Raw genomic sequence first — 17,999 nt, 5'->3', positions numbered from 1 at the left:
CCCATCCGCAGACAGAACAGGAGAACCCCCAGCATGCCGCACCTGGACGGCTCTGCCCAGCTCACCGCCGCGCTTGACGCAGCGTCGCGCGACTGGCACGTCTTCCCCCTGATCCCCGGTGACAAGCGCCCGGCCGTCTCCGACTGGGAGACCCGCGCCACCACCGACCCGGACCGCATCACCCGCGCGTGGTCCGTCGCCGCCTTCAACGTCGGCATCGCCACCGGCCCTTCCGGCCTGATCATCATCGACCTGGACAAGCCCAAGCACCCCGGCGACACCCCGCCAGCCGCTTGGGCCGAGCACGGCGTCACCGACGGCGCCGACGTGCTCGCCGTGCTCTGCGAGCGCCACGGCCAGCCCTTCCCCGCCGACACCTACACCGTTCGCACATGGAGCGGCGGCACCCACCTGTACTTCCTCGCGCCCGAGGGCGAGCCCCTGCGCAACACCGCCGGGGACAGCGCCCGTGGGCTGGGCTGGAAGGTCGACACCCGCGCGTGGGGCGGACTCGTGGTCGGCGCGGGCAGCACCTTCGCCGGACACCCGTACGAGGTCACCCACCACGGCCCCGTGGCGCCCCTGCCGGGCTGGCTCGCCGAACTCCTGCGACCGGCCCCGCTGCCCCCGCAGACGCCCGTCACGGTCGCCCTCACGGGCCACGGACGGCGCACCGCCTTCCTCCGCTCCGCGATCAACAGGGAGGTGCAGCGGGTCACCGGCTCCGGCCCGCACGAGCACAACAACAGCCTCTACATCGCCGCGATCGCCCTCGGACAGCTCGTTGCCGGAGGCGAGTTGAGCGAAGTCGACGTCACCGGCTGGCTCCTCACGGCCGCGCTCCAAGTCGGCCAGGGCGAGCGCGAGGCACGGCGCACCATCGCCTCCGGCCTGCGGGCCGGAGCACGGCGCCCCCGGACGGTCGCCGCATGAGCACGAACCCCATCCCGCCCCTGCACCTGTACTCCGTGCCCAGCGACCCCGGACCGGCCCCCACGGCGCCGCCGAAACGGGAGCGCCCACGGACCGCATGGACGGCCGATCAGCTCATGGCCGCGCACTTCCCGGAGCCGAAATGGGCCGTGCCCGGCATCCTCGCCGAGGGCGTCAACGTGCTCGCCGGACCGCCCAAGGTCGGCAAGTCCTGGCTCTCCCTCGGACTGGGGCTGTCGGTCGCGGCCGGCGGCAAGGCGTTCGACTCCGTGCCCGTCGAGGGCGGGCCGGTGCTCTACCTCGCCCTGGAAGACACCCCGCGCCGTCTCCAGACCCGCATGGGCAAGCTGCTCGGGGGCCAGCCCGCGCCCGCCGGTCTGACCCTGGTCACCGAATGCCCGCCCTTCCCGCAGGGCGGGACCGAGGCCATCGCCCAGTGGCTGGAGCGCAACCCCGACGCGCGCATGGTCGTCATCGACGTGTTCGCCAAGATACGCGGACAGGCCCCGGCCGGGGTGTCGGCGTACGACGCGGACTATGTCGCCGTCGGCTACGCCAAGCGGCTCGCCGACCACTACGGCGTGGCCGTCGTCCTCGTCCACCACGTCCGCAAGGCAGGCTCCGAAGACTTCCTCACCGAGGTCTCCGGCACCAACGGCATCGCCGGAGCCGCGGACGCCACGCTCGTACTGAAACGGGCCCGAGGGCAGGCGGACGGCATCCTGCACGTCACCGGCCGCGACGTGGACGAAGCCGAGTACGCCCTCAGCTTCCAACCCGCCTCCGGCGCCTGGCACCTGTTGGACGGCCCAGTCTCCGACCACACCGTCAGCGACACCCGCGCCACGATCCTGCGGTACGTCCGCGCCCACCCCGGCGCCAAGCCGAAGGACATGGCGGGCGAGCTGCCGCACGTCGACATCGACACGATCCGCCGCACCTGCAACCGCATGGCCGACGCCGGACAACTCACCAAGGACGCCGGCGGCCGGTACTACCCGGACACCGAAACCCGGACGCAGGGCGCCCAAGAGGTGTCCGCACTGTCCGGCTGTCCGGTTACCACGTCTGACCAGCACGAACACCCTGGACAGTCGGAATTGGAGCTGTCCGGCCTGTCCGGTGCGGACGAAGCCGAAGGGATGGCGAAATGAGCGCCCGTACGCGGGACGAGAAGATGACCGTCAAGGAGGTCATCGCTGATCTGAAGGTCGCTCCGTCGACCTTCTACCGGTGGCGCCAGCTCGGGAAGGGGCCCCGCGCGATCAAGCTCCCGAACGGCGACGTGCGGATCCGGCGGTCGGAGTACGAGCGTTGGCTTGCGGAGCGGGAGGACGCTGCGTGAGCGCCGAGAGCAACACCCCGGCCGGGCGCCCTCGCGGGTCGGCCCGGCCGGGCTACTCCTTCGACGTCAAGCTGTGGAAGGTGACCAAGACTGGGCGCAAGTCCCGCCCGTGGCGCCTCCGGTGGGTGGTCGCAGGGCAGGTGCACGGCGACACGTTCACCACGTTGGCTCTCGCGGAGAGCCGACGGTCCGAGCTGTGGCAGGCCATGAATCGGCGTGGTGAAGCGTTCGAGATCGAATCCGGACTGCCTGAGTCCGAGGTGCGCGCGGCGGCCGAAGCTGCCGAGGCAGCAGACGCTGAACCGCCGGTGCGGTGGTTCGAGTTCTGCCGGAAGTACGTGGCCGGGCGGTGGCGTACGGCTGCGGCCAAGACCCGTGAGGGCATGGCGGACGGCCTTGCGGCCGTGACGCTCGCCATGGTCAAGCGTGGGGACGACGCTCCCGACGACGAGACCCTTCGGCTGGCCTTCCGGTGGGGGATCGTGCCCGCGAACGTGGGGGAGGACCCGCCGGCCGAACTCAAGGCCGCGTACGACTGGGTCACGACGACCGACCGGCCGTTGGGTGATCTGGCCGACCCCGAGGTGTTCGAGGATGTGCTGTACCGCCTCAGCTACAAGCTGGACGGCACTCCGGCCGCGGGCGACACCTACAAGCGGCGGCGCCGCGCTCTGAACACCGCCCTCGAACACGCGGTGGTCGCGGGGGAGCTGCCGGAGAATCCCCTTCAGCTCGCCCGCCGGAAGCACGTCGGCTCCAATGACGTGGTGGACCGCCGCGTCCTCGTGAACGCCGTACAGGCCCGGCAGTTGCTCACGGCCGTCTCCTACGTCGGCTCGTGGGATCGCTGCCGTGGGCGGCGCCTGGTGGCCTTCTACGCGGCGCTTTACTACGCGGGACTGCGGCCCGCTGAGGCGGTCGGGCTGAGGCGGTCTGACTGCCACCTGCCGCAGACGGGTTGGGGCACGCTTACGCTGCGGGAGACACGCCCCGTCTCCGGCAAGCAGTGGACCGACTCAGGCGAACGGCACGACCGCCGCGGCCTGAAGGCGCGGGAGGCGACCAGCGACCGTCCGGTGCCCATTCCGCCCGTTCTGGTCGCCATCCTCCGGGCTCACTTGACAGAGTTCGGGACCGCCAAAGAAGGGCGCGTGTTCGGCAACGAGCGCGGGGGAGTGGTCGGCTCATCCACCTACTGGCGGGTGTGGGAGGAAGCGCGGGGGTACGCGCTCCCGCCGGAGCGCGTCGACTCGCCGTTGGCCGGGCGCCCATACGATCTGCGGCACGCGTGCATTACGCGGTGGCTGAACGCGGGGGTGCCGATCGCCGAAGTTGCCCGGAGAGTCGGAAACTCCCCGGAGGTGATCCATCGTCGGTATCACGGCTGCATCGACGGACACGAGGAAGCCGCGAACATGCGAATTGCCAGAGCACTTGAGGAGGAAGGCGACGTAATTTAGGCGCGACATAGGTGAAGGGACAGACCGTTCTCGGTCTGTCCCTTCACCTATGTCGACTGCGATATTGCCGCCTTGGCCAGCAAAGAATAACCCAAGTAGAAATGACTGAGCTGGATGACTATCTCTAGGTAGCGCAGCGTGTTCCAAGCATGATTGAACTCGTCGTTGGAGAGATGGCCGAGTTCTTCCGCTCCTTCGCCCCAGTGGATAAGGTCACCGTACTGGAAAAGCCTCACCAACGCTTCCGGCTTCACATCAGCGTTGGGGAGCATATCCGTACTCCAGCCTCGGGCCTCGCACACGGTGCGGTCTGCCAGGAAGGTCAGGAGGTAGGCGCGCAACTGCCCGTGAGCCCGATTCCAACGGCGCTGCACCTCGTCGCGGCGGTCGCGCTCAGAATCAAGGGTGTCATGAATGCGACGCCCAATGATTTTGCGTACCTTCGTGTAGCTTGCCCGTTCCTCGTTGCTGTACAGCTGCCGCCATAGAACGGTAGTTCCTCGGATCGCTTCACGGGGAGGAAACTCGGCGGTTAGCTTCTCTTTCTGACTTCCGTCCGGTGCGCGCTGGACGCTCAACCTGATTCCCCCGCGGCTGCTGAGAACCGTTGACTCCGACAGTTCCTCGCAACAAGCGATGTATCGCTTGATTACCGCGAGTTCATCAGTGGAAAAGCCCCTCAATGAGGGGAAACGGCGGGGGTCTGGAAGGTCGAACACGATCTTAAAAAGCTGCCACCAGTAGGAGTACCCAGACGGGTTGGTCGTCCTGTCTGCGTAAGGCGGAGGGAACCGCAGCGGCTGGGGGAGCGCCGTCGCTCGAAACTCCGTTGCCGTGATCTGCACCCGCCAACCTCCTGGACGGACTGGACGGCCCTCCGGTGTGTCGGAGGTGTGTCGCGAACACTGAGAGACAGTACGAGAGAGCGGGAGTCAGTGAGACTGACTCCCGCTCTCTCGTGTCGGCATTCGCCCTGGTCAGAGCTTGGTTTCTGCTGACTGACCGGCGAGTGCCCCCGGCAGGATTCGAACCTGCGCACACGGCTCCGGAGGCCGTTGCTCTATCCCCTGAGCTACGGGGGCGTGTCGGGCGTGAGCTGCTCGCTCGCGGCGACGGGTAGAACACTACCAGCTCCCTCGGGGTGGTCATGAACGGGTTTCCGCTGCCGGGGGCGGGGATGCGGGTCGCTCGTGCGGGGTGGAAGTGGGGAAAACCCGGACGCGGTGGCCGGGGCCGACCTACTCTCGAGTTGTGCCAGGCGCGTCGGGCCGGGTGCTTGTTGTGGACGACAACAAGGTCATCCGGCAGTTGATCAGGGTCAACCTCGAGCTGGAGGGGCTGGAGGTCGTGACCGCGGCCGATGGTGCCGAGTGTCTTGATGTCGTTCATCAGGTGCGGCCCGATGTCGTGACCCTCGACGTCGTCATGCCCCGGCTGGACGGAATCAGGACGGCCGCCCGGCTGCGGGCCGATCCGCGTACCCGTGACGTCCCCCTCGCCATCGTCAGCGCCTGCACCCAGTACGAGGTCGAGGCCGGGCTCGACGTGGGCGTCGACGCCTTCCTCGCCAAGCCCTTCGAGCCGGCCGAACTGGTCGGCATGGTGCGGCAGTTGGTCGAGCGGGCGCGGGGCCGGGGGCGGCAGGGCGGTGGTGACCCCGGTGACGGTGACGGTGCACAGGCGCCGGCAGTCGATCAGTCGGCCGTGCCGTAGGGGCCCGCGCCCCGCGTCCATATCCCGGACCTCCCCGAAACCGGCTCGCCTACCCACCCCCCTCCTCCCATACGCTTGTCCCCGTGACCCCCGTCGAGCTCTCCCGCACCGTGCTGCACGCCGTGCGTCGCGCTGTCGACGAGGGTGAGCTGAGCGTGACCGTGCCGGAGCGGGCCGTGGTCACGCCGCCGGGGCCCGGCGGGTGCGGCGACTACGCCACCAACATCGCCCTCCAGCTGGCCCGCGCGGCGGGGCAGCCGCCGCAGCGCGTCGCCGAGATCCTCCGGGCGCGCCTGCTCGACGAGCACCGCGTCACCGACGTCGTCGTCACCGGCCCCGGGTTCCTCAACCTCAGCCTGGAGAGCACCGCCTCCGCCGACCTCGTCGAGGAGATCCTGCGGCGCGGGCGGCGGTACGGGCACGCCGTGGGGTTCAGCGGGAACGTCGTACGGCTCCGGTGCCCGGCCGAGGTACGGGCCGCCGTCGTCGCGGACGCCGTCGCCCGCGTCCGGCGCAGCCAGGGTGATCTCGTCCGCGTCGCGTACGACGGCCGGCCCGCGCCGGAGTGGGAGTCCGCCCTCGGCGTGGACGTCGGCAATCCCATGGTCGTCGACAACCCCACCGACCTCGACAACCCCACGGACCTCGCCGACCTCGAAAACGCCACAGACACGGACCTCGCCGACCCCACCGACCCCGACAACCCCCTGGCCGTCGACAACCCCACAGACTTCCACGTCGACATCACCACCCACCCCGCCCCCACCACCCCCCTCCCCCTCGGCCGCGACGCCGCCCGCTGGGCCCTGCTGTACCCGGCCGCGCACGACCGGCCCCGGATCACCCGGGATCATCTCGTGCAGCGGGAGACCAACCCCCTCTTCCGCGTTCGGTACGCCCACGCCCGCACCCGGGCCCTGCTGCGCAACGCCGCCGACCTCGGCTTTCACCCCGAGCCCGGTCCGGTGAGCGGCGGTGACGCGCTGGTCGCCCTGCTCGGTGATCACCCCCGGGTCCTCGTCACCGCCCAGGACGCCCCCGACCGCCTGGCCCGGCACCTCCTCGCCGTCGCCGACGCCGCGCTGCCCCTGTTCCCCGCCGTGCTGCCCCTCGGCGGGGAGAAACCCTCGGCCGCCCACCGTGCCCGGCTCGCCCTCGCCGAAGCGGCCGGGACGGTGCTGGCCGGCGGCCTGTCCCTGCTCGGCATCGACGCACCCGACCATCTTTGAAAGAGCACGCAGAATGAGCCGTTCCGCACACCCCGCCGGGCCCCGTCACGCCGATGTCCTCCCCGAGGGCCACTACTCCGGCCCGCCCGCCGACCTCAACGCGCTCGACCCGAAGGTCTGGGCCCAGACCGTGACCCGTGACGAGGACGGTGTGGTCACCGTGGGCGGGATCCCCGTCACGCGGCTCGCCGAGGAGTTCGGCACCCCGGCCTACGTCCTCGACGAGGCCGACTTCCGGGCACGCGCGCGTGCGTGGCGCACCGCCTTCGGGACCGAGGCCGACGTCTACTACGCCGGCAAGGCGTTCCTGTCCCGCGCCGTCGTGCGCTGGCTGAACGAGGAGGGGCTGAACGTCGACGTCTGCTCCGGCGGCGAGCTGGCCACCGCCCTGTCCGCGGGCATGCCCGCCGAGCGCATCGCCTTCCACGGCAACAACAAGTCCGTCGACGAGATCAGCCGGGCCGTCGAGGCCGGCGTGGGCCACATCGTGCTCGACTCCTTCCAGGAGATCGTCCGCGTCGCCCACATCGCGCAGGGCCTCGGGAAGCGGCAGAAGGTCCTCATCCGGATCACCGTCGGTGTGGAAGCCCACACGCACGAGTTCATCGCCACCGCCCACGAGGACCAGAAGTTCGGCATCCCGCTGGCCGGCGGGCAGGCCGCCGAGGCCGTACGGCGGGCACTCCAGCTCGACGGTCTCGAGCTGGTCGGCATCCACAGCCACATCGGCTCGCAGATCTTCGACATGTCCGGGTTCGAGGTCGCCGCCCACCGGGTGGTCGGGCTGCTGAAGGACATCCGCGACGAGCACGGCGTCGAGCTGCCCGAGATCGACCTCGGCGGCGGGCTGGGCATCGCGTACACCAGCGACGACGACCCCCGCGAGCCGCACGAGATCGCCAAGGCGCTCACCGAGATCGTCAGCCGCGAGTGCGAGGCAGCGAAGCTGCGCACTCCTCGTATCTCCGTCGAGCCGGGCCGCGCCATCGTCGGGCCGACCGCGTTCACGCTCTACGAGGTCGGCACCATCAAGCCCCTCGACGGGCTGCGCACGTACGTCTCCGTCGACGGCGGCATGTCGGACAACATCCGCACCGCGCTGTACGACGCCGAGTACAGCGTCGCGCTGGTCTCGCGCACCTCCGACGCCGAGCCGATGCTCGCCCGTGTCGTCGGCAAGCACTGCGAGAGCGGGGACATCGTGGTCAAGGACGCGTTCCTGCCGGGCGACCTGGCGCCGGGCGACCTCGTCGCCGTGCCCGCCACCGGCGCCTACTGCCGGTCGATGGCCAGCAACTACAACCACGTGCTCCGCCCGCCGGTCGTCGCCGTCGAGGGCGGCCAGGCGCGCGTGATCGTCCGCCGCGAGACGGAGGAGGACCTGCTGCGTCTCGACGTCGGCTGAGCCGGAAGCCATGCATCCGGGGGCGGAAGATCTCCTGTCTTCCGCCTCCGCACAAATGAAATAGACGTCTCAAAATTCGGACCGGGGGCAGAAAGTCCCGTCCGGTGAGTGAGACTGGTTCCACCGTAGACGGTAATGAGGAAACGAGGTCGGATGATGCGTACGCGTCCGCTGAAGGTGGCGCTGCTGGGCTGTGGAGTGGTCGGCTCAGAGGTGGCGCGCATCATGACGACGCACGCCGACGACCTCACAGCCAGGATCGGCGCCCCCGTGGAGCTGGCGGGTGTCGCCGTCCGCCGGCCCGACAGGGTCAGGGAGGGCATCGACCCGGCCCTGGTCACCACCGACGCCACCGCCCTCGTCAAACGCGGTGACATCGACGTGGTGGTCGAGGTGATCGGCGGGATCGAGCCCGCCCGGACCCTCATCACCACCGCCTTCGAGCACGGCGCCTCCGTCGTCTCCGCCAACAAGGCGCTGCTCGCCCAGGACGGTGCCGCCCTGCACGCGGCCGCCCAGGAGCACGACAAGGACCTTTACTACGAGGCCGCCGTCGCCGGCGCCATCCCGCTGATCCGCCCGCTGCGCGAGTCCCTCGCCGGCGACAAGATCAACCGGGTGATGGGCATCGTCAACGGCACGACGAACTTCATCCTCGACAAGATGGATTCGACGGGTGCCGGGTATCAGGAGGCCCTCGACGAGGCCACCGCCCTCGGGTACGCCGAGGCCGACCCGACCGCCGACGTCGAGGGCTTCGACGCCGCCGCCAAGGCCGCCATCCTCGCCGGCATCGCCTTCCACACCCGCGTGCGCCTCGACGACGTCTACCGCGAGGGCATGACCGAGGTCACCGCCGCCGACTTCGCCTCCGCCAAGGAGATGGGCTGCACCATCAAGCTGCTCGCCATCTGCGAGCGGGCCGAGGACGGCGGGTCCGTCACCGCGCGCGTGCACCCGGCCATGATCCCGCTGAGCCACCCGCTGGCCTCCGTCCGCGGCGCCTACAACGCCGTGTTCGTCGAGTCCGACGCCGCCGGGCAGCTCATGTTCTACGGGCCCGGAGCGGGCGGTTCCCCGACGGCGTCCGCCGTGCTCGGCGACCTCGTCGCCGTCTGCCGCAACCGGATCGGCGGCGCGACCGGACCGGGGGAGTCCGCCTACGCCGCGCTGCCGGTGTCGCCGATGGGCGACGTGGTCACGCGCTACCACATCAGCCTGGACGTGGCCGACAAACCGGGTGTTCTCGCCCAGGTCGCGACCGTTTTCGCCGAGCACGGAGTCTCGATCGATACGGTTCGCCAGCAGGGGAAGGACGGCGAGGCGTCCCTCGTCGTCGTCACGCACCGCGCGTCCGACGCCGCCCTCAGCGGGACCGTCGAGGCGTTGCGCAAGCTCGACACCGTGCGTGGTGTCGCCAGCATCATGCGGGTTGAAGGAGAGTAACCAGCAATGACCCACCAGTGGCGCGGAATCATCGAGGAGTACCGGGACCGGCTGCCGGTATCCGACACCACGCCGGTCGTGACGCTCCGCGAGGGCGGCACGCCCCTCGTGCCCGCGCAGGTGCTCTCCGAGCGCACGGGCTGCGAGGTCCACCTCAAGGTGGAGGGCGCGAACCCGACCGGGTCCTTCAAGGACCGCGGCATGACCATGGCCATCACGCGGGCCAAGGAGGAGGGAGCGAAGGCCGTCATCTGCGCCTCCACCGGCAACACGTCGGCCTCCGCCGCCGCGTACGCCGTCCGCGCGGGCATGGTCTGCGCCGTGCTCGTGCCGCAGGGCAAGATCGCGCTCGGCAAGATGGGCCAGGCCCTCGTGCACGGCGCGAAGATCCTCCAGGTCGACGGCAACTTCGACGACTGCCTCACCCTCGCGCGCGGCCTCAGCGACAACTACCCCGTCGCGCTGGTCAATTCGGTCAACCCGGTCCGTATCGAGGGGCAGAAGACGGCCTCGTTCGAGATCGTGGACATGCTCGGCGACGCGCCCGACATCCACGTCCTGCCGGTGGGCAACGCGGGCAACATCACGGCCTATTGGAAGGGCTACAAGGAGTACGCCGCCGACGGCGTCGCCACGAAGACCCCCCGCATGTGGGGATTCCAGGCCTCCGGTTCCGCGCCCCTGGTGCGCGGCGAGGTCGTCAAGGACCCGTCGACCATCGCCACCGCCATCCGCATCGGCAACCCGGCGTCCTGGCAGTACGCGATCGCCGCGCGCGACGAGTCGGGCGGGTCCATCGACGAGGTGACGGACCGTGAGATCCTGCGCGCCTACCGGCTGTTGGCCTCGCAGGAGGGCGTCTTCGTGGAGCCCGCGTCCGCCGCGTCCGTCGCCGGTCTGCTGAAGGCCGCCGAGCAGGGCAAGGTCGACCCGGGGCAGCGCATCGTCTGCACGGTCACCGGCAACGGGCTCAAGGACCCCGACTGGGCCGTCGCCGGGGCCCCGCAGCCGGTCACCGTCCCCGTCGACGCGGCGGCCGCGGCGGAGCGCCTGGGTCTCGTCTGACGGCGCTCGAACCGGCCTGACGTGCGCCGACGCACCGAGCGCCGGTGTTACGCCCGACACGTTCCGGCGTAAGACGGCGTCGGGCCGGGGAGACTCCCTACGGGGGGTGCACAGGGGGCTTACGACACGCATCGTGCGCCTCCTGTGCGCCCTATGTCGCCACAGAACCTTCCTTCGATAGGCTGTACTGAACCCGCCCGCCGCATATGCCTCCGCATGGAGCGCGGTGCCGCGCCGTCTCCACGGCCGGGACAGCGGCCGGCCCCGCCGGTCGGCAGCGGCCCCCCGGGTTCTCGTACACCATCGAATGTCCGTTGAACGTCATTCGACAATCACGCAGCTCAAGGAGAGTCATCGAGCGATGGCCGGTCCAGCGTTCCGCGCCGCCGCCGTCCGGGTGCGCGTCCCCGCCACCAGCGCCAACCTCGGCCCGGGCTTCGACGCCCTCGGCCTGGCCCTGGGCTTGTACGACGACGTGGTCGTCCGGGTGGCCGACTCCGGGCTGCACATCGACATCGCGGGTGAGGGCAGCGAGACGCTCCCCCGTGACGAGCAGCACCTTCTCGTGCGTTCCCTGCGTACCGCCTTCGATCTGCTGGGCGGACAGCCGCGCGGCCTGGAAATCGTCTGCGCCAACCGCATTCCGCACGGTCGGGGCCTGGGCTCCTCCTCGGCCGCCATCTGCGCCGGCATCGTCGCCGCCCGGGCCGTGACCATAGGCGCCGAAGCCAAGCTCGACGACACGGCGCTGCTCGAACTCGCCACGGAGATCGAGGGCCACCCCGACAACGTCGCCGCGTGTCTGCTGGGCGGTTTCACGCTGTCCTGGATGGAGGGCGGCGCGGCCCGCGCGATCAGGATGGACCCTGCCGATTCCATCGTTCCGGTGGTTTTCGTGCCCGGGAAGCCGGTACTCACCGAGACGGCGCGCGGCCTGCTCCCGCGCACCGTTCCGCACGTCGACGCGGCCACCAACGCCGGCCGGGCCGCCCTGCTCGTCGAGGCCCTGACGCGGCGCCCCGAGCTGCTGCTGCCCGCCACCGAGGACCGTCTGCACCAGGAGTACCGCGCCCCCGCCATGCCGGAGAGCGCGGCGCTGGTGGAGCGGCTGCGGAGCGACGGCATCCCCGCGGTCATCTCCGGCGCCGGGCCGACGGTCATGGCGCTGGCCGACGCGGACACCGCCGACAAGGTCGAGGCCCTGGCCGGCGCGGACTGGGCCGCGAACCGGCTGAGCCTCGATCCGCAGGGCGCGAGCGTGCTTCCGCTCGCGACCTGACACACGCTTGCCGGATTTGGAGAGGGGGAATGTTTGTTGGATCCGGTAGTGTTAACCTCAAGTCTGCACCCGACCCCACCATGGCGAGGTGCCTCGTGTCCCCGTCCGGGACAGACATTCTTCCGGGAGCCCCCCAAGCCGCACTGTGTTCCGTACGTCGGACCGTACGCCGTACACGGACACTGAGCGGTTCGCAGGGCACGCTCCGGAACCGGTGCGACCACGCCGCGTGACACTGACACTGGGTGCCACGGCTCAAGGAAGCGCCATCACCAGATTCCTCCGCCGCTTAGGCGGACCACCGCCCCGGCACGGTTCACACCACACGGACCGAAGCCGGACAGCACAACCGGTCGCCGAGCCAGACAGGCCGACGTCCGCTCCAGGGAAGGACCCTTCGTGAGCGACACCACCGATCTGATGGGCGCACGTGTCGAGGAGACCGCTGCCGCGCCCGCCACGGACGCCTCCGCGCCTGCCACCGGTGCCGGCTCCCGGCGGCGCCGCGGTACCGGCCTCGAGGGCATGGTGCTGGCCGAGCTGCAGCAGGTCGCATCCGGCCTCGGCATCAGGGGCACCGCGCGCATGCGCAAGAGCCAGCTGATCGAGGTCATCAAGGAGGCGCAGGCGTCCGGCGGCGCCGCTCCGGCCGCGAAGGCCGACGCCCCCGCCGAGACCAAGCCGAAGCGCCGCGCAACCTCCCGGGCCCGTACGGGCGACAACGCCGACAAGGCGGAGAAGGCCGAGACGAAGGCCGACGCGAAGGAGGCCCCCGAGGCCCCCGCGGAGAAGGCCGACAAGGCCGTGGCGCAGCAGCAGATCGAGATCCCCGGCCAGCCGGCCTCCGACGACGCTCCTTCCGAGCGCCGCCGGCGCCGTGCCACCGCCGAGGCCGGAGCCCCCGCTTCCGCTCCCGAGACGGTCGCGGCCGAGGCGAAGAGCGAGCCCAAGGGCGAGACGCCGGCCCAGCAGCAGCCCCAGGGCAACGAGGCCAAGTCCGACGGCGACGGCGGCGAGGGCCGTCGTCGCGACCGCCGTGAGCGCGGCCGGGACCGTGACCGTGACCGCCGCGGCGGCAAGGGCGACGACCAGCAGGGCGGCGGCCAGCGCGGCCAGCAGCAGAACCAGCAGGGCGGCGGTGGTCGCCAGGACCGCGGCCAGCAGGACGACGACGACTTCGAGGGCGGCCGCCGGGGCCGTCGCGGGCGCTACCGAGACCGCCGTGGCCGTCGTGGCCGCGACGACGTGCAGGAGCCGCAGATCGCCGAGGACGACGTCCTGATCCCCGTCGCGGGCATCCTGGACATCCTCGACAACTACGCCTTCATCCGCACCTCCGGCTACCTGCCCGGCCCGAACGACGTGTACGTCTCCCTCGCCCAGGTCCGCAAGAACGGCCTGCGCAAGGGCGACCACATCACCGGCGCCGTCCGCCAGCCCAAGGAAGGCGAGCGCCGCGAGAAGTTCAACGCGCTGGTGCGCCTGGACTCCGTCAACGGCATGGCGCCCGAACACGGCCGTGGCCGCCCGGAGTTCAACAAGCTCACCCCGCTGTACCCGCAGGACCGCCTCCGCCTGGAGACGGACCCGGGCGTGCTGACCACCCGCATCATCGACCTCGTGTCGCCGATCGGTAAGGGCCAGCGCGGTCTGATCGTGGCCCCGCCGAAGACCGGCAAGACCATGATCATGCAGGCGATCGCCAACGCGATCACGCACAACAACCCCGAGTGCCACCTGATGGTCGTCCTCGTCGACGAGCGTCCGGAAGAGGTCACCGACATGCAGCGGTCGGTGAAGGGCGAGGTCATCTCCTCGACCTTCGACCGCCCGGCGGAGGACCACACCACCGTCGCCGAGCTGGCCATCGAGCGCGCCAAGCGCCTGGTGGAGCTGGGGCACGACGTGGTCGTGCTGCTCGACTCGATCACCCGACTGGGCCGTGCGTACAACCTCGCCGCCCCGGCCTCCGGCCGCATCCTGTCCGGTGGTGTCGACTCGACCGCCCTGTACCCGCCGAAGCGCTTCTTCGGTGCGGCCCGCAACATCGAGGACGGCGGCTCGCTCACCATCCTCGCCACCGCCCTGGTGGACACCGGGTCCCGCATGGACGAGGTGATCTTCGAGGAGTTCAAGGGCACCGGCAACATGGAGCTCAAGCTCGACCGGAAGCTCGCCGACAAGCGCATCTTCCCGGCCGTCGACGTCGACGCGTCCGGTACGCGCAAGGAAGAGATCCTGCTCGGCGCCGAGGAGCTCAACATCGTCTGGAAGCTGCGCAGGGTGCTGCACGCGCTCGACCAGCAGCAGGCGATCGAGCTGCTCCTCGACAAGATGAAGCAGACGAAGTCGAACGTCGAGTTCCTGATGCAGATCCAGAAGACGACGCCGACGCCGGGCAACGGCGACTAGTCGCCGACGCCGTCCCTCGAAGGGCCGTTTTCCGTCACCCAGTGACGGGAAACGGCCCTTCGGCGCAGAACGGTGGGGGCACCTCCAGTTGCCCCCTCCACGTCTTGCACCCCTGGGGGGACTTTCTTGCGCACGTCCATGTCCGGCGCCGGTCGTCACAGACGCCGGATACGCCTCGCCCTGCCCGTCGGAGCCCTCGGTGTCGCCGCTGCTCTGGCCGCCGCACTGCTGACCTCGTCCGCCGACGCGGCCACGCCGCTGCCGCAGCCCACCGTCAAGCCCACCGTCGGCTCCCCGTCGCTCGCCGAACTGAAAAGGCGCGTCGCGGGCGCGCTCGCCGGCGACGACACCGCGGGGCAGCCGAGCAAGTCATCGCTGAGCAGCAGCACCGGCGACGGCACGATCGACGCCAAGATCATCGGCGGTACGACCACCACCATCGCCTCGGCGCCCTGGATGGCCCAGCTCCACTACTACGACGACCGCGGCACCTCCAGCACCGGCGACGACATCGGCTTCTTCTGCGGCGGCGCCGTCGTCGCGCCGACGAAGATCCTCACCGCCGCGCACTGCGTCAAGGGCTACAACTGGAACGCCAACGGCGCCGTCGTCACCGGCACCTCCCAGCTGCCCTCCGCCGACGGCACCGACCTGCACGGCGGCACCGTCACCGGCGTCTGGCGGCAGTGGAACCACCCGTCGTACAACGCGACGACCATCGACAACGACATCGCCGTGCTCACCCTGCCCGTCCCGGTGAAGGTCACGCCGATCCGCATGACGACGTCCGGGGACACCGCCTCGTACCAGGCCGGCACCAGCGCCAAGGTCTACGGCTGGGGCCGCACCAGCTCCACCAGCGAGGACATCTCCGAGACCCTGAAGACGGCCACCCTGCCGATCCAGTCCGACACCACCTGCGCGGGCTACTACGGCCGGGACTTCATCAAGGGCCACATGGTCTGCGCGGGCCCGCCCGCCACCGGCAGCGACACCGGCACCACCTCCGCCTGCAACGGCGACTCCGGCGGGCCCCTCGTCGTCAACAACCGGATCGTCGGCGTCGTCTCCTGGGGCGTGACCGACTGCGTCGCCAAGGGCGCCTACAGCGTCTTCAGCAAGGTCAGCTCGTACGTCGGCGCCGCCTACCCGCGCGTCGACGACACCAACATCAGCGGCGACCACAAGGCCGACCTGTGGGTGCGCAACGCCTCCACCAGGACGGGCTACTCCAAGGACTCCAAGGGCACGTCGTTCGCCGCCCGGGTGTCCTGGGGCAACTGGAACGGCGTCAACGTCGTCCTGCAGACCGACCTCGACCGCGACGGCTACCAGGACCTGGTCTACCGGGTCAGCTCCACCGGCGACGTCTACTGGACGCACTACGTCATCTCCAGCGGCACCTGGTCCACCCAGCAGATCGCCGACAACTGGACGACCCGCACCCGCATCATCACCCCCGGGGACGTCACCGGCGACTACCTGCCCGACCTGCTCTCGGTCGACTCGGCGGGCGTGATGTGGATCTACCCGGGCAAGGGCAACGGCACCTTCGCGCCCCGCGTGAAGGTCGGCTCCGGCTGGAACCAGTACAACTCCGTGCGCGGCCACGGCGACTTCACCGGCGACGGCAGGACGGACCTGATCGCCCGCAGCAAGACGGGCGGCTACATCTACCTGTACAAGGGCACCGGCTCGGCCGGCACCGGGGCGTTCTCCGGCCGGATCAAGGTCCGCACCTGGAGCAGCACGACGTACAACGCCTTCGACGCGACCGGTGACATCACCGGCGACGGCAAGGCCGACTTCCTGGCCCGCACCCCCGGCGGCACGCTCTACCTGTACGCGGGCACGGGCAAGGCCACCAGCGAGATCTTTGCCACAAGGCAGTCCGTCGGCACCGATTTCAAGCAGTACGACATCTTCGGCTGAAACCGCAGGTGAGCGAGGTATACCTCGCTGTTATGAACACGGACTGTGCCCACCGTCGCACGCGGTGGGCACAGTCCGTTGTGCAACCCTTTCCCGAGTTTCTCCGTCTGACCAGGCGGAGCGACGATGGTGCGAGGAAGGGTTCGGCCGACCACGCCTGGCACTGACCGCAGGGGGTAACCGACCGTAGACGAGCTGAGGAGCCCATGTCTGCCGAGAGCACGCCGGGCCCGGGCATACCGGGTGAGACCGGCACCACCGGAGCGCGTCACCGCGCCAAGGGCCGACGCCGCAAGCCCCGCAAGCGCCACAAGGGCATGATGATCATGGGCTGGACCGCCGCGGGCATCGTCGTCCTGGGCGGCACCGGCGTCGGGTACGTGTACTTCAAGCTCAACGGCAACCTGAAGAGCGTCGACATCGACCAGGCGCTCGGCACCGACCGCCCCAAGAAGGCCGACAACGGCTCCGAGAACATCCTGGTCCTCGGCTCCGACACCCGCGCCGGCGGCAACAAGAAGCTCGGCGGCGGCACCGACGACGGCAGCGCCCGCTCGGACACGGCGATGATCGTGCACGTCTACAAGGGCCACAAGAAGGCCAGCGTGGTCTCCATCCCGCGCGACACCCTCATCGACCGCCCCGCGTGCACCGACACCAAGGGCAACGAGCACCCCGCGGCCGACGGCGTGATGTTCAACTCCGCGTACTCCACCGGCGGGGCCGCCTGCGCCGTGAAGACCGTCGAGTCGATCACCGACCTGCGCATGGACCACTACCTGGAGGTCGACTTCGCCGGCTTCCAGAAGCTCATCGACGACCTCGGCGGCGTCGAGGTCACCACCACCAAGAGCATCGACGACCCCGACAGCCACCTGAAGCTCAAGGCCGGCACCCACAGACTCGACGGCGAGCAGGCCCTCGGCCTGGTCCGCACCCGGCACGGCGTCGGCGACGGCTCCGACCTCGGCCGCATCCAGCTCCAGCAGGCCTTCATCAAGGCCCTGGTCAATCAGGTCAAGGACGTCGGCGTCTTCACCAACCCCAAGAAGCTGCTCGACCTCGCGGAGACCGCGACGAAGACGGTGACGACCGACTCCGACCTGGGCTCGGTCAACAAGCTCGCCTCCTTCGCGGGCGGCCTGCAGGGCATCAGCCCGTCCAACATGCACATGGTGACGATGCCGGTCGCCTACGACCCCGCCGACCCCAACCGCGTCCTCCTCCAGGAGAAGAAGGCCGACCAGATCTGGAAGGCCCTGGCGAACGACAAGCCGATCCCGAAGAGCGCGACGAAGGGCACGGCGACCGGTGAAGCCAAGGGCGTGGTGTCGTCCTCCTAGGGGCGCGGGGAACTGCGCGAGCACTCCCGTCGGCCCGCGGGGAACAAACAACGGCAACCCCCGGTTTTGGGGGATGGCCCCAGTCCTGGCAGACTGGTACGTCGGCTCCGGTTCACGCTCCCGCACCCCGCGGCAGCGACCCGGCGCCCTCCCGATACCTAGGAGACACCTTGAAGCGCGACATCCACCCCGAGTACGTCGAGACGCAGGTCAGCTGCACCTGCGGCGCGTCGTTCACCACGCGCAGCACCATCGAGTCCGGCACCATCCGGGCCGACGTGTGCTCCGAGTGCCACCCGTTCTACACGGGCAAGCAGAAGATCCTCGACACCGGTGGCCGTGTGGCCCGCTTCGAGGCCCGCTTCGGCAAGGGCGCCGGCTCCAAGAAGTAGCGAGCCCCGAACCGCCGGTCCACGGACGCGCCCCCTCACCGGGCG

Annotated in this window: 15 protein-coding genes and 1 tRNA gene; 14 read left to right on the top strand and 2 right to left on the bottom strand. The window is 70.1% G+C overall.

Annotated elements, in window-relative coordinates:
• Nucleotides 1-33 precede the first annotated feature (33 nt).
• From ACSUPV_RS12745 to ACSUPV_RS12730, 4 genes are read left to right on the top strand one after another with little or no spacing between them, the layout of a single operon-like run.
• Complete coding sequence (locus ACSUPV_RS12745; RefSeq protein WP_436947487.1) at nt 34-933, top strand: bifunctional DNA primase/polymerase; 900 nt, start codon at nt 34-36, stop codon at nt 931-933.
• Complete coding sequence (locus ACSUPV_RS12740) at nt 930-2,087, top strand: AAA family ATPase (protein WP_436947486.1); 1,158 nt, start codon at nt 930-932, stop codon at nt 2,085-2,087. Before ACSUPV_RS12745 ends, ACSUPV_RS12740 begins: the two co-directional genes overlap by 4 nt.
• Nucleotides 2,084-2,278, top strand: coding sequence for a helix-turn-helix transcriptional regulator (locus ACSUPV_RS12735; RefSeq protein WP_111004752.1), 195 nt, complete (start codon nt 2,084-2,086; stop codon nt 2,276-2,278). The genes ACSUPV_RS12740 and ACSUPV_RS12735 overlap by 4 nt, the downstream gene beginning before the upstream one ends.
• Nucleotides 2,275-3,738 (top strand): tyrosine-type recombinase/integrase, encoded by a 1,464-nt coding sequence (locus ACSUPV_RS12730; RefSeq protein ID WP_436947485.1) that lies wholly within the window; start codon nt 2,275-2,277, stop codon nt 3,736-3,738. Before ACSUPV_RS12735 ends, ACSUPV_RS12730 begins: the two co-directional genes overlap by 4 nt.
• Before the next feature lie 47 nt (nt 3,739-3,785).
• Here ACSUPV_RS12730 and ACSUPV_RS12725 read toward each other — a convergent pair whose 3' ends face one another.
• Both ACSUPV_RS12725 and ACSUPV_RS12720 read right to left on the bottom strand, forming a co-directional pair.
• Nucleotides 3,786-4,583: a hypothetical protein gene (locus tag ACSUPV_RS12725; protein ID WP_436947484.1), complete on the bottom strand. Its 798-nt coding sequence runs from the start codon at nt 4,581-4,583 to the stop codon at nt 3,786-3,788.
• A gap of 165 nt (nt 4,584-4,748) precedes the next feature.
• A tRNA-Arg gene (locus ACSUPV_RS12720) sits at nt 4,749-4,820 on the bottom strand.
• Between the two features lie 121 nt (nt 4,821-4,941).
• On the opposite strand from ACSUPV_RS12720, the gene ACSUPV_RS12715 reads away from it, so the two are divergent.
• The 10 genes from ACSUPV_RS12715 (at nt 4,942) to rpmE (ending at nt 17,954) form a co-directional block, all read left to right on the top strand.
• Nucleotides 4,942-5,451, top strand: coding sequence for a response regulator (locus ACSUPV_RS12715; protein ID WP_359790083.1), 510 nt, complete (start codon nt 4,942-4,944; stop codon nt 5,449-5,451).
• A gap of 83 nt (nt 5,452-5,534) precedes the next feature.
• Nucleotides 5,535-6,680: an ArgS-related anticodon-binding protein NrtL gene (gene nrtL, locus ACSUPV_RS12710; RefSeq protein ID WP_436947483.1), complete on the top strand. Its 1,146-nt coding sequence runs from the start codon at nt 5,535-5,537 to the stop codon at nt 6,678-6,680.
• A gap of 13 nt (nt 6,681-6,693) precedes the next feature.
• Nucleotides 6,694-8,085, top strand: coding sequence for a diaminopimelate decarboxylase (lysA, locus tag ACSUPV_RS12705; RefSeq protein ID WP_436947482.1), 1,392 nt, complete (start codon nt 6,694-6,696; stop codon nt 8,083-8,085).
• A 153-nt stretch (nt 8,086-8,238) separates the two neighbouring features.
• Nucleotides 8,239-9,531, top strand: a complete 1,293-nt coding sequence (locus ACSUPV_RS12700) for a homoserine dehydrogenase (RefSeq protein WP_359790079.1) — start codon at nt 8,239-8,241, stop codon at nt 9,529-9,531.
• 6 nt (nt 9,532-9,537) lie between these two features.
• Entirely contained in the window at nt 9,538-10,596 is a 1,059-nt protein-coding gene (gene thrC / locus ACSUPV_RS12695; protein ID WP_037765441.1) for a threonine synthase, read from the top strand.
• A gap of 361 nt (nt 10,597-10,957) precedes the next feature.
• Nucleotides 10,958-11,875, top strand: coding sequence for a homoserine kinase (gene thrB, locus ACSUPV_RS12690; protein ID WP_031117475.1), 918 nt, complete (start codon nt 10,958-10,960; stop codon nt 11,873-11,875).
• Between the two features lie 399 nt (nt 11,876-12,274).
• Nucleotides 12,275-14,287 carry a transcription termination factor Rho gene (gene rho / locus ACSUPV_RS12685; protein WP_436947481.1) on the top strand — a complete coding sequence of 671 codons (2,013 nt, stop codon included), beginning with the start codon at nt 12,275-12,277 and terminating at the stop codon, nt 14,285-14,287.
• Between the two features lie 138 nt (nt 14,288-14,425).
• Nucleotides 14,426-16,219, top strand: coding sequence for a trypsin-like serine protease (locus tag ACSUPV_RS12680; RefSeq protein ID WP_359790128.1), 1,794 nt, complete (start codon nt 14,426-14,428; stop codon nt 16,217-16,219).
• Nucleotides 16,220-16,425: 206 nt separating this feature from the next.
• Complete coding sequence (locus ACSUPV_RS12675; protein WP_031117478.1) at nt 16,426-17,562, top strand: LCP family protein; 1,137 nt, start codon at nt 16,426-16,428, stop codon at nt 17,560-17,562.
• Between the two features lie 170 nt (nt 17,563-17,732).
• Entirely contained in the window at nt 17,733-17,954 is a 222-nt protein-coding gene (rpmE, locus tag ACSUPV_RS12670; protein WP_436947480.1) for a 50S ribosomal protein L31, read from the top strand.
• The last annotated feature ends 45 nt before the right edge of the window (nt 17,955-17,999 follow it).

It is taken from the genome of Streptomyces sp. SudanB52_2052, from assembly GCF_964272415.1.
GTDB classification, from domain to species: Bacteria; Actinomycetota; Actinomycetes; order Streptomycetales; family Streptomycetaceae; genus Streptomyces; species Streptomyces olindensis.
Note: the sequence above shows the minus strand (reverse complement) of the source record. Positions and strands in the feature narration are given on the sequence as shown.